Origin of the sequence: Prevotella sp. S7-1-8 (assembly GCF_000758925.1) — a bacterium.
GTDB lineage: Bacteria > Bacteroidota > Bacteroidia > Bacteroidales > Bacteroidaceae > Prevotella.
Genome location: NZ_JRNC01000085.1, coordinates 1 through 13,420, shown reverse-complemented (window position 1 = coordinate 13,420; position 13,420 = coordinate 1). Strand labels below are relative to the sequence as shown.

Genomic DNA, 13,420 nt, shown 5'->3' with positions numbered 1-13,420 from the left:
CGCCGTGGTCCTGTTCCTAAGTTTTCGGATTTGGAAGTAGTGGCATTATCGCTGACGGAAGAGACAGAGAGCATTGATAGTGAGAAGTGGTTGTTCGACTATAAATTGCAAGAGTACAAGGACAACATTCCCAATCTCATATCAAGGAGGCAGGCAGGAAGAAAACCGCTGGCCTGTGTGAGGAATTGCGCAAGAGGATAGCCATGGAAATGGATGGCGGAGAGGAGCAGTTCTTTGTTGACTTCAAGCCAATAGAGGTCTGTAGGGTAGCAAGAGGAAAACGTTGTAAGATGGGACGTACCGGCGATTTCTCGCAAGCTCCCGACTTCGGTTTCTGTGCTTCGTAGAATACATACTATTTTGGCTATAAGTTACACGCCCTCTGTGGGTTAAGCGGAGTTATCCATTCCTACGATCTGTCAAAAGCAAGTGTGGCTGACCTCCATTATATAAAAGATGTAAAACATACTTATCACGACTGTAACATCTATGGCGACAAGGGGTATGTTGGAGCTGACGTACAGCTTGACTTGTTAGAAACTGCACACATAAGACTGGAGTGTCCGTATCGGCACAACCAAAAGGACTGGAAACCGACATTCATTCCGTTTGCAAAGGCAAGAAAAAGGATTGAAACACTATTCTCACAACTTACAGACCAGTTCTTGGTCATCAGAAATTATGCGAAAATAACGAATGGTTTGTTTGCCAGAATCATTGGTAAAATTAGTGCACTCACCATTCTGCAATATGTAAACTTCATTAACAACAGGTCCATTGGCAGAATTCAGTATGCACTTAATTAATTCCGCCAACGGGTTTGTATAAATGATTTCAGACATTGAAAGGATGAAAATAGCTGATATGATAATCACGACGTATAATTTGCGAGCACCACCCACTGCTGCAAATAAGATTTTCGTAAAGATTAGTAATTTTTTTAGGTACTTATTCAAAATAAGCGTGTCTATAGTTGTATAGAACTATTAATCAAGAACCAAAAGTATAACCTAAACATTGTTCGTATGAAAAGACATGTATTTTTAAGGTGTCAATTTGTTGTATTATTTCTGTGCCTGTTTGCCCTCTGTGCTCACGCCCAAGGCCAAACGGTTACTGTAAATCTGAAGAAGGCTTCGCTTCAGCAGGTTTTCAAGGCCATAGAAAAACAGACATCCTATCGTTTTTCTTATCGTAATGAGGTAATAGACCGTCGTGCCGACATCAACATTCACCATACAAACGTTCCTGTGAACCGCGTGCTTGATGATGCATTCAAGGGTCGTAACCTTACATATTCCATCGTTTCCCCGAAATCCATCGTTGTCACCGACCGCAGTGAAAAAGCCCAAGTAAAGCAGCGCAAGACGACCACCGGAAAGATAACCGGCGTTGTTAGAGATGAGGCGGGCGAGCCTATCATCGGTGCTACGGTAAAAGTGAAAGGCTCTTCGATGGGCGTTGTTACCGACTTGGATGGAAAGTTCGAAATAAACTCGGAGGTAGGAGCTCCGCTCGTGATTACATACGTGGGATTTGCAGATCATGAGCTTGCCGCAAATCACAATATGGAAGTGGTCATGGCAGAAAATACTGAGGCTTTGGACGAGGTGGTCGTGGTGGGCTACGGCACCATGCGCAAGGCCGATATGACCGGTGCTATTTCGTCTGTGAACACATCGGAACTTGGTAAGCGCACAACCACTAATCCCGCAGAGGCATTGCAGGGCAAGGTGGCAGGCGTGAACATTATGAAGAGTGGTGGCAACGCCGGAGCGGGTATGCAAGTGAAGATACGCGGAGTGAAAACTTTTGGCGACAATACACCGCTCTATATCATCGATGGCTTTCCCGGAGACATTGAGAATGTCAATCCACAGGACATAGAGACGCTACAGGTCTTGAAAGACGGTGCAGCCGCTGCCATATATGGATCGGTAGCTGCTAATGGCGTGATACTTATCACAACGAAGAACGGCAAGCGAGGTGACTTGAAGATAGATTTGCACAGTTATCTGAGCTTTACAGACATTGCCAAGAAATTAGAAATGCTCAATGCCTCTGAATACAAGCAGGTGCACCGGGCCATGTATGAGAACTATAACGCGCAGAATGCAGACCAGCCCATAACCTTGCCTGCCTATATAAGTAAGGAAACTGGTGTGGATACTGATTGGCAGGATGCCGTGCAGCGCGGCGGATTATCCCAAAACTACATGATAAGCATGCGTGGAGGTTCGGAAAAGGCTCTCTATTCGTTATCCTACAACCATGCATACGATAAGGGAATATTCATTGGTAACGATTTCAGGCAGGACAATGTGCGCATGAAGTTGAACATGAAGAAGGCGTTTATGACCTTTGATGCCAACATCAACTTTAAGTATACAGACAGTCATCAGCCTCAGTATTCGTTGAAAGAGATGTACATGATCTCTCCATTGGTTCCTATCTACAATGAAAATGAGAAATACGGCTATGGCTTGACCAATTTTGACGGTCTTCCCAACAACCGAAACATCATGGCTGACCACCATTATCAGAAGGCAGATACCCGTTCATATCATACGGATGCCAACATTGCCGTGACATTCGACATCACCAAATGGCTGACTTTTAAAACCAGTTACTCTTATCGTGGGGAGCATGGACGTTCAGCTTATCATGCGCCTGATTACATAGCCGACATCAAGTCGAAAAACCAATATGCCCAAAACTCCGAAGGGAGTAACTATTGGGAGGAGCAAGTTTGGGATAACGTGCTCAACATGGATCGCCAGTTTGGCAAGCATAAGATAGGGGCGATGATCGGAACATCGCTAACCTCGCGAAAATATACATGGAATGAGGTCGCAGTGGAAGGAAAGAACATCATATATAAGGTGGAAAACGGACAGCTTGTGCAGAGTGTGGAGCCTGCTGGATTCCTTTCTACGGCATTCGAGACCATTAAGGCCGGTAAGGGTGGTACATATAGTGGAGATGGATCTAAATGGAAATACAACCGTGCTTCGTTCTTCGGACGGTTGAACTACAATTTCGATGATCGCTATCTCGTGCAGTTCACCATGCGCCGTGACGGTTCGTCTAAGTTTGGCAGTGGCAGCCGATGGGGCACGTTCCCATCTTTAGCGTTAGGTTGGCGTATCACTGAGGAAGAGTTTTTCCCCAAGAATACGTTTGTGAACAACCTCAAGCTACGCACCAGTTGGGGTAAACTTGGTAATGAGAACGCATTGGGATATTACAGTTTCCTTGCCCTCATCAATACGAATAACAGCATGTACCAAGGCTATGTACGCGGTACCGGCAGCACTGCGTGGCCCGGCAGCATAGCTGCCGGACTCGAAAATAGAGACCTGAAATGGGAAACTACCGAAACAAAGAACATCGGTATAGATTTCGGACTGTTTAACAACAACCTTTCGGGTAATATCAACTATTACATCAATGAGACCACAGACTTGCTCATAACTAAGGAGTTGGCACCAAGCATAGGTATGGACAGCCCTGTGCTCAACGTAGGCAGGATGCGCAATACGGGTGTGGAATTAGAGCTGAATTGGAACCATAGCGTAGGCAAACTGTTGTACAGTGTTGGATTCAACCTAAGTACCGTAAACAATAAAGTAATAGAGTTAGCCGACAAATCGCAAGTACTCTATGGTGAGGGGTTGAAATACGGCTCCGAACACTTCCCCACACAGACACGTGTAGGAAAACCCATAGGTGCGTTCTACCTGTATCAGGCAGATGGTATATTCCAAAATGCAGACGAGGTGACCAAACACGTTAGTGCCAATGGAACTCTTATCCAGCCCAACGCTCAGCCCGGTGATATTCGCTTCAAGGATTTAAACGGAGATGGAGTGCTTGATGAGAATGATAAGGAATACTCGGGAAGTGGGATTCCCAAGGTGGAGGCCAACCTCAATTTCAATGCCTCATATCAGGGCATAGACCTGTCTTTTGTGCTTGGAAGCGGTTGGGGTCATAAGATTTACAACGGAAACAAATACTTCTACGAGGCCATGAATTCCGGGTCGAACATGCTTCGCTCCACTTTGCAGGCTTGGACACCCAACAGAACCAACACAAGCGTGCCAAGAGCCGTGTATCAAGATCCTAACGGCAATAGTAGGGAGTCTACCCGATTCTTGGAGAAAGGCGACTTTGTCCGCCTGCGCCAAATACAGTTGGGCTACACATTCCCTACGGTCTTGACCAATAAGATCTATCTTGAAAGAGTTCGTCTTTATGTCAGTGCGGAAAATCTGTTCACTATTACAGGTTATGACGGCGTCGATCCTGAGTTCTCTCGTAACAGCGTTCTTAACGCAGGTATAGATAAACTCATCTATCCTTTCACTCGTTCGTTCACCATTGGTGCACAATTATCTTTCTGATTAAAAGCGAATAAGACTTCTTCATTAACAAGAAAAGAAACTATTATGAAAAAAATAATATATATGATAGCCGTTTCGGCATCTTTGAGCTTTACGGCTTGCGAGGATTATCTGACCGTAGACTCGCCTGACGACCTCACTTCACAGTCATTTTGGAGAGATAAGGCCGATATAGAGTCGGCACTTTCTGCGGCCTACTCGCAGCTATATTTCATGGATTACAGCAGTGATGAGTGGACCATGAGTGAGGTGATATGGCCTGTGGAAGCCTACAGGGAAGATGTCGTCAATATGGGAAACGACGCCATGAACTACCAAAACTGGGTAGACCTGTACAATTATACGTATACCAATGGAAACTCTCAGGTTTCCAATTATTGGCGTCACCTATATCGTGGAGCCAACTTTACCAATCAGATATTAGCGAAGTCGGCTGATGTGCCATCAACAAATTTATCCGAATCTGACCGCAAAACACTCATGGCAGAAGCTCATTTTCTGCGAGGCTATTACCATATGCGACTCCTGCTTAACTGGAAGGAGATTGTCATTCGCGATAAATACATCACATCGGGTGAACCGGCAGCATTAGACAAGCCATTGTCATCTCGTCCGGAATGTTGGGATTTCATTGTTGACGATCTAAAGGCTGCAACGGATTTGCCCGAAAGCTACGCTCCCGGAGATGTAGGTAGGGCCACTCGTGGTGCGGCTTACGCTTATCTCGGATGGGCGTATCTCACGCGGGCTGCAGAGGAAAGCAGTGGCAAGGACGAATACTTGAAAAAAGCTGTCGATGCCTTTGATAAGGTGAAGGGTTATGAGTTGGTACCCAACTTTGAAAGTATGTTCAATGGTCAAAATAAGAACTCTAAGGAGTCTATTTTCGAAATGCAGTTTACGCTCAACGATGCAAATGGTGCAAACTATCGCACACAGATGCATCGGTGGATAGGATGTAGCGAACTGCGTGGATGGGACGAAATTCTTCCCTCAAAATTTCTCATGAATGAGTTTATGAAAGAGGGTAAAAAGGCTACTAGTGGAGAATATGACAGCCGTTTGTATGCAACTGTATTCTATCAGTGTGATTATTGGAACTCGCCGGAGGGTAGGGTCTATGGCAAAACATACGACGAATGGTTCAGGGATGACAAAGCTGCCTATAATCGGCCTGCATTCAGAAAATTCATGCCCGCCACGTTGGAGAAACTCAACATGGACGAGACAGCCATCAATATTCCACTCATGCGTTATGCTAACGTCTTACTCATGAAGGCAGAAGCTCTAAACCAAATAGGACAGACTGCTCAGGCTATTGAACTTATCAACAAAGTGAGAAGTGTGCATGGTAATATGCCGAAGATGGAAGGCAGTAGTAAGACGGAGGTGCAGAATCAGATAGAACATGAGCGAATATTGGAGTTCCCCTTAGAAAATATGCGTTTTTACGATTTGCGCCGTTGGGGCAAGTTGGGAGCGGCGATGGAGGCTTCTGGACGTAAGAACTTTAAGGATTCTGTTCACGACTTCTATCCCATTCCACAGACAGAGCATAATGCCAATGGGCTTATCAAATAATAATTGTAATATCAATGCTTAAAATCGTCATTATCATGCTGAGCGGAATACTGGTCGGAAGAGTCCTGCACAGGCATCGACTAAGTGTCATTCCGCGAGTCATCACAGTTTTGATATGGTTGCTGTTGTTCCTGTTGGGAATAGAGGTTGGCAGCAACGAACGCATTATCAATGGGATGATAGAGATCGGAGGAGAGGCCTTGTTGCTTACGTGTGGAGGCATGATGGGCAGTGTTCTGCTCGCATGGATGTTATGGCGATTTATCAATAGGAAAGGGCAGAGACATGAAAGGTAGTATCATTATAGTTTCGTTCTTTGCCATAGGTATTGCGGTTGGTTTATTTCATTTGCTACCAACCGATGTAAACAGTGGTGAATGGAGTTACTATGCACTGTGTATGCTTATGTTTTGCGTGGGTATATCCATTGGAAACGACATAGAGACGCTAAGGAGTTTCAGGCAGGTCGGTGCTAAATTTCTATTGTTGCCCATTGCTACTATAGTTGGCACATTGGCGGGTTGTGCGGTAGTGGCATTGTTACTGCCCAGCCGACAACTCACCAGTTGTCTTGCCATTGGCTCCGGATTTGGTTACTATTCTCTGTCCAGCATTTTTATAACTGAGATGCGAGGGGTTGAGTTGGGTACCATTGCTCTATTGGCCAACATCATGCGGGAAATCATAACGCTGCTTGGCGCACCGATTTTACGCAAATGGTTTGGCCCATTGGCTCCGATTTCGGTCGGCGGTGCAACAACCATGGATACCACGCTGCCTATCATTATGCAAGTATCGGGCAAGCAGTTCACGGTAATCTCCATAGCTCATGGCTTCATCACAGATTTCACGGTGCCTTTTTTGGTCACTCTCTTTTGTTCCATCTAACAATAGTCACTTATGAAGATATCCAGTCTAACCGTTTTTTGTATTTTGTTTTTCTCGCTTCAGGGCTTTGCCAACGATGCTATGCCTTGGCAAAATCCACACGTATCGTCTATCAACCGGGAGCCAATGACAGCTCATTTCCTCCCATATAAAACAGAGAGTGGGGCAATGGCGCGATACATCATGCCTGATGTGGAGCGTCTAAGCTGCGATCCAAGCACCGAACGAAGGCTCCAATTGGATGGCACATGGCTCTTCAAGTATGCCAAGAACAATGCGAGTGCACCTGAAAATTTCTTTAAAAAGGATTTCGATGCGCACTCATGGCAGCAGATTCAGGTGCCTGGCAGCTGGGAATTGCAAGGGTTTGACTGTCCCATCTATACCGACGTGCGGTATCCTTTCCCCGCCAATCCTCCTTTTGTGCCCTCCGATTACAATCCCGTTGGGTCGTACATTCATACGTTCAATGTTCCCAAGGAGTGGCAGGGCATGGATATTTTCATTGACTTCGAAGGTGTGGAGTCGGCTTTCTATGTTTGGATTAATGGCAAGATGGTGGGCTATAGCGAGGATAGCAGGTTGCCGGCTCATTTTAATGTCACACCATATTTGTTGTCGGGGGAAAACAAGTTGGCCGTGAAGGTGTTCAGATACAGTGACGGATCGTACTTGGAAGATCAGGATTATTGGAGATATAGCGGCATAGAACGTAGCGTATATCTACAGGCACGTCCGCACTTCAGGTTACATGATTTTAATCTTCATGCCAGTCTTGTCAATGATTACCGCGATGGCAAATTCAGTCTTGACGTACTGTTAAAAGGGGCTGTCCCCCACAACAAAGTGGAGATTAAAGTGCTTGATGACAAGAACACGACGATATTAAGAAGGGAATATAAAATCAGGAAATCGTCAGACTCCACACTTAATGTTGCCCATGTGTTCCCTTCGGTGAAACAATGGAGTGCAGAGAGCCCCAACTTATATAAGTTGGTTATTAATACGATGGATGCTCATGGTGTGTTAACAGAGTCGGTGGTTCACGAATTCGGCTTCAGGAGTGTTGAAATGAGGAATGGTTTGCTTCTTGTAAATGGCATGCCTATCAAGCTCAAGGGGGTGAACAGGCACGAACACGATGCCCGCACCGGCCGTACCATCTCGGTGGAAAGTATGCTTGAGGATATCAGGCTGATGAAGCAGGCTAACATTAATGCCGTCAGAACCTGTCACTATCCCAACCGACCGGAGTGGTATGATCTCTGTACAAAGTATGGGCTATATCTCGTGGATGAGGCCAACATAGAGAGTCACGGTATGGAGAACGCGTCGCATCCCACCCTTGCCGACAATGATGATTGGGCAGATGCTTTTCATCAACGCATGGGGCGTATGGTGAAGAGAGATCGAAACTTTACTAGTGTCATTATTTGGAGTCTTGGAAACGAATCGGGGTATGGGCCGTTGTTTGAGCAGATATATCATCTTGCCAAACAATTGGATGGCACCAGACCTGTACAATACGAGGGAGGTGGATATGAGGGACTGTCAGACATATATTGTCCCATGTATGCTCGGATATGGTCCTTGCGTCGTCATGTCAATGAACGGAATGCCCGTCCGCTGATATTGTGCGAGTATGCGCATGCCATGGGCAACAGCGTTGGTAACTTGCAGGATTATTGGGATCTCGTTAATAAGTACGACCAGCTGCAGGGCGGTTTTATTTGGGATTGGGTAGACCAGACTTTCGAACGCTGGGACAGTATGGGGAATCATATCTGGGCATACGGAGGCGATATGGGATTTGTGGGTGTCGTGAACGACTCTAATTTCTGTGCGAACGGCCTTGTGGCCGCCGATCGTTCCCTACACCCACACTATTGGGAGGTGAAAAAGGTTTATGAGAACATCCGCTTATCACCAATGCCATTCAGCAGCAATGCGGTTAGAGTGTACAATGCTTTTGATTTCATAACTCTTGACGACTACTACCTATCTTGGGATGTGAAAGAAAATGGTAAGGTTGTTGAACAGGGACGGTGCGACTTTCCACATATCAAGCCGCATCACGAAGCTGTGCTCACCCTGCCTTTGACCGGCATTACATCACAAAACGCCGAGCATATACTCACCCTGCGAGTGTTTACTAAGAATGTAACACCTATGTTGCCGGCACATCATGAGATGGCCAAAGGTCAATGGGGCATTGGTTTTCCGGCAGTGACGGCGCAAAAATCAAATGAGAGTAATGTTTCGCCAACCATGAAGTCTTTCAAAGACGAAGTGCTAATATCAGGCAACGGCTTCGATTATATTTTTGCCAAACAAACCGGCGAGCTTGCTTCCATGCGTTATGATAACAGGGAGTTTCTGCAGAAAGGACCTCGTCCCAACTTCTGGCGACCACTCACCGACAACGATGTGGCCAATGGCACCTTGGATCGGTGCGGAACGTGGAAACAGGCTGCCGACAACATGACGCTGACGCAATTTGAAGCCAAACAAACCAATGGAGTTGCAAAGATTACTAGTACCTACAAGTTGGCTGAGCAAGATGCTAAGGTGATTGTTGAATATGAGATTTCTGGAAATGGCAAACTGGCGGTGTCCATGCACTTCAAGCCTGGCACAAAGCCGCTTCCGGAAATGCCACGATTAGGCATGAGAATGATTATAGATAAGAACTTCGACCAAATGACATGGTATGGTCGCGGCCCACATGAGAACTATGCAGACCGTAAGTTGAGCGCGCTTGTAGATATCTACTCGGCGAGTGTATGGGAGCAATTCCACCCCTACGTCAGGGCACAGGAGACAGCCAACAAATGCGATGTGAGATGGGTGGAACTGAAAGACAAGACCGGCCGTGGCATACGCATAGAGGGCACCGATTTGTTGAACGTCAGTGCTTGGAACTGTACGCAGGACGACCTTGACTATGTGCCATCAACCGTAGCTCACAAGCATGGAGGAAGTGTCGTGCGAAAAGACTTGGTATGGCTCAATATCGACCATCGGCTGATGGGTGTGGGGGGTGACAATTCTTGGGGTGCACAGGTGCATCCGGAATACACCATCACATCACGCGAATGGCACTACACTTATTCGATAACTCCCATCAAATAACATAAGAAAATGATGATTACCAAACATAAAATCAAGACCGTATGCACGTTGGTGTTGCTGATTCTCAGCAGTAAAATAACAATGTTGGCAAATGGTTATGAATGTAGCGATTTTGAGGATATTATCAATATCCGTCTCACACCCAATGGAAATGAGCGACTTACAGGTTGTTTTTCCGATCAAGGGGCATGGATGGGATTTACAATCCCTGAAGCTGGCAAGCCTGTGGGAGGCTTCTGTGGACCATTTAGCATCAACAGCCGTAAATGGATAGCAAAATCTGTGATAGCATTGAAGGATAGGCACGGTATATTCCAGGCCATCAGATCGAACTATACGCCGGGAAAAATAGCGATGACACTGCAAGACGGTGATTCAAGAATCGAGGAACAACTGATATTTGCAGACTCGCGTACTGCATTGCTTAACCTATGCACATACGGCATGGACACATTACGGTTGCAAACTCTTGAGCCAGGCAAGGATGTAAAAATGGTGGTTGAGGGTAGGCATGTGGTGATAAATGGACTACCAGAAGAGACTATTATGCTCACCTTTCCTGCAGGTACCGAACTCTCCACCGACGGCACCAATTATATGGCTGTGATGACTGGCAATATAAAAGATGCCACCATCGCCATATCAATGTTATTACCGGGCGACCGCATACCTGTACAAAAGTTATTTGCTGAGCAGATGACCGAGCAATTTGAGCAAGCGGAAAGGGCAGGGCGTGAACGTTGGAACGGATATATCAACAAGATATTGAGGCAAGATATGCCCGTCGAATACAATCGGGTGGCCGTAAAAGCCATAACCACACTTATTTCCAACTGGCGCGAGCGGCGTGGTGGATTGTTACACGATGGTATCGTACCAAGTCATGCCATTGGTTATTTTGTGGGTTGCTGGGCTTGGGATTGTTGGCGCTTTTCGGCGGCCATGGCTCACTTTTTTCCCTCATTAGCTAAAGATAACATTCGTGTGATGTTTGATTATCAACAGTCAGATGGTATGGTGATAGACTGTATATATACTGATCCCAAGGAAAACAATGCACGTGACAGCAAACCCCCGTTGGCTTGTTGGGCTGTGGATGAAATATGGAAGGCCACGGCAGATACGGTTTTTGTCAGGGAAATGTATCCCAAGTTATTGGCTTATTATAAATGGTGGTATAAAAAGAGGGATCATGATGGTAACGGCATCTGTGAATTTGGCTCTACAGATGGCACGTTGGAAGCTGCCGCATGGGAGAGTGGTATGGACAATGCCATACGCTTTGATGGCGCACGGATGTTGAAGAACGGTGAAAATGCGTGGAGCATAAATCAGGAAAGTGTAGACCTCAATGGATATTTGGCATACGAATATACTATACTCAAGAAGTTTTCAAAGATACTGAATGAAAAATTCGATGAGCTGGATATGAGAAGTCGGATTGCCGATTATTTCTTTGATACAAAGAACGGCTACTTCTTTGACCGCCGGCTCACGGATGGAAGTTTTGTCAGAGAACCAGGGTGTGAGGGATATTTGCCTTTTTGGACGAAAATAGCAACGCAGGAACAATGGAAGATGGCAAAAAAAACATTGGAAGACAAAACCAAGTTTTCTACTTATATTCCATTCCCAACCATTGCGGCCGACAATCCCAAATATGATCCTAATGGCTATTGGAGAGGACCGATATGGCTGGACCAGACTTACTATGCCATTGAGGGATTCAGAAACTATGGAGAGCACGCTAAGGCAGACATGTACACCCGACAGGTTTTTGATCGCCTTGAGGGTCTGACAGCAGATGCTCCCATTTACGAAAACTATGACACATTCACCGGCAAGGGGTTGCAGGCCTCCCATTTCAGTTGGAGTGCAGCTCATTTGCTCATGCTCTATAGGTCGTACGGCGAGAAGAGATAACAACATGCTCCCAAATGTAAAGCAACACAGAGCACATCGTGTTTGAGTTTATAAGAAATAGAAAATCTCTGATTGTTCAAGTTAATTAGTGTTCGCTGAATTAATAAATCGCCATGACTGCAAAGCAGCGGACTCTAAACTTTGCAATGGCATTTGCCCATAAATTGAGCTTAATTTCGAAAAGAGCAAGACAAAGTTCCATGCTTTCTTCATTAATTCCTTTTTCATAATTCTTTATTGACACTACGACTTTCTTCTATTAACTTTTCTTTTGATGGTAATTTTTCTACGTTAAGGATAAAGGCTATTTTCTCATCATATATTAAAGTTAAATATCCTTTATGTTCCCATTCTTTTAATACAGGAAGTATTCTTTCCCTTTCTGTATATATAATTGGAGGAAAGCTATCCCATGTACAGATAGGGCTATATGCAAATGGATCATGACAAATATAAGTTGCCAATAAACTAACAATTTTTATTCTCTTCATATTATTTTAATGTTATTGTTCTACCTGTTTTCAAGTTCACCATTCTTATCAATCATTATTTGAAATTCAGGCTCTCTTCTATTAGTTGTTCTTTTGATGGTAATTTCTCTGGAATAAAAGAAAAAACAATGTCGTCATCTTCTATTAATTTTATATATCCATTTTCCTGCCATTTCAACAAAATGGGTCTAATTCTTTTATAATTATTTCGAATATTTTTATTTAGCACATCTAATAAATTCCAATCAACAATTGGAGACATCAAATAAATATTATCGTGATAAATATAATTTATTATTATTAATAATAATCTACTACGTTTCATAACTCATGTATTATTAGGAGTTTATGACTTCTTTTGTCTTCAAGTTAATCATTCTTTAGTCCTGCTGTTAGACTGACGAGGCATTATACTCGAAGGCAAATTGGTTATTTTAAACTTATTACCTTCGATAACTTTTACGATACCTTTTTCTTCAAGAACCAATAAATAATCTTTTAAGAGGCTCTGAACATTTCTATTGTTTGTAAAGTCTTCTACAGACCAAATGCTACCAAAATTTCTATAGAAAAACTCCAGTTTGTGTAGAAACTCCTTTTTTATTTCGTTAATCCCCCTCATTCTTTTGACAGATCTTTCTTTATGTGAGTGATTTGTTTCATGCTTAGTGGTTTCAAGACCTCTATCATTTGTTCGTCATCTATTTTGAATAATCTGATAAATCCTTGTACTTCCCACAGTTCCAATATAGGTAATAAATACTCAAAAGAAGAATCTATTGGTGATGGTAAAGCATCCCATTTAAATACTGAGTTATAGAACCCAAAATCATGTCTGAGTACTTTAATTAACATCGTTGTCATTTTCCTCTTTTTCATATATTAAAAAATAATAATTTCGCCAGTTTTAAGATTTATAAGTCTTCTCAATTTTATTGTTTCTTGTGTCACAAACTGTGTGCGTAGAGTCAACCAGCAAGTACAAAATTACAAAACGTG

At 44.2% G+C, this 13,420-nt stretch carries 9 protein-coding genes and 1 pseudogene; 7 read left to right on the top strand and 3 right to left on the bottom strand.

All coding sequences use genetic code 11. The annotated features are described in order from the left end of the window. The 7 genes and pseudogenes from HMPREF1640_RS11245 to HMPREF1640_RS11215 all read left to right on the top strand — a co-directional run. Window positions 1–806, top strand: a pseudogene (locus HMPREF1640_RS11245) (IS982 family transposase); the annotation flags it as partial. Window positions 807–1,025: 219 nt separating this feature from the next. Next, window positions 1,026–4,406 carry a TonB-dependent receptor gene (locus HMPREF1640_RS11240; RefSeq protein WP_036894855.1) on the top strand — a complete coding sequence of 1,127 codons (3,381 nt, stop codon included), beginning with the start codon at window positions 1,026–1,028 and terminating at the stop codon, window positions 4,404–4,406. 45 nt (window positions 4,407–4,451) lie between these two features. After that, window positions 4,452–5,987 carry a RagB/SusD family nutrient uptake outer membrane protein gene (locus tag HMPREF1640_RS11235; protein ID WP_036894854.1) on the top strand — a complete coding sequence of 512 codons (1,536 nt, stop codon included), beginning with the start codon at window positions 4,452–4,454 and terminating at the stop codon, window positions 5,985–5,987. 14 nt (window positions 5,988–6,001) lie between these two features. Continuing rightward, on the top strand, window positions 6,002–6,283 hold the full coding sequence (locus HMPREF1640_RS11230) for a LysO family transporter (RefSeq protein ID WP_036894851.1): 282 nt from the start codon (window positions 6,002–6,004) through the stop codon (window positions 6,281–6,283). Further along, on the top strand, window positions 6,273–6,875 hold the full coding sequence (locus tag HMPREF1640_RS11225) for a lysine exporter LysO family protein (protein ID WP_036894849.1): 603 nt from the start codon (window positions 6,273–6,275) through the stop codon (window positions 6,873–6,875). The genes HMPREF1640_RS11230 and HMPREF1640_RS11225 overlap by 11 nt, the downstream gene beginning before the upstream one ends. A 12-nt stretch (window positions 6,876–6,887) precedes the next feature. Further along, window positions 6,888–10,007, top strand: a complete 3,120-nt coding sequence (locus HMPREF1640_RS11220) for a glycoside hydrolase family 2 TIM barrel-domain containing protein (protein ID WP_036894845.1) — start codon at window positions 6,888–6,890, stop codon at window positions 10,005–10,007. A gap of 9 nt (window positions 10,008–10,016) precedes the next feature. Beyond that, window positions 10,017–11,930: a trehalase family glycosidase gene (locus tag HMPREF1640_RS11215; protein WP_052051823.1), complete on the top strand. Its 1,914-nt coding sequence runs from the start codon at window positions 10,017–10,019 to the stop codon at window positions 11,928–11,930. 224 nt (window positions 11,931–12,154) lie between these two features. On the opposite strand, the gene HMPREF1640_RS12935 is transcribed toward HMPREF1640_RS11215, so the two are convergent. The 3 genes from HMPREF1640_RS12935 to HMPREF1640_RS11200 all read right to left on the bottom strand — a co-directional run bounded on the left by HMPREF1640_RS12935 (window position 12,155) and on the right by HMPREF1640_RS11200 (window position 13,300). Further along, window positions 12,155–12,421 (bottom strand): acyl-phosphate glycerol 3-phosphate acyltransferase, encoded by a 267-nt coding sequence (locus HMPREF1640_RS12935; protein ID WP_081935364.1) that lies wholly within the window; start codon window positions 12,419–12,421, stop codon window positions 12,155–12,157. A gap of 55 nt (window positions 12,422–12,476) precedes the next feature. After that, a complete protein-coding gene (locus HMPREF1640_RS11210) occupies window positions 12,477–12,746 on the bottom strand; it encodes a peptidase (RefSeq protein ID WP_231565910.1) in 270 nt (89 codons plus the stop codon). A gap of 293 nt (window positions 12,747–13,039) precedes the next feature. Further along, a complete protein-coding gene (locus HMPREF1640_RS11200; protein WP_231565909.1) occupies window positions 13,040–13,300 on the bottom strand; it encodes a hypothetical protein in 261 nt (86 codons plus the stop codon). Window positions 13,301–13,420 lie beyond the last annotated feature (120 nt).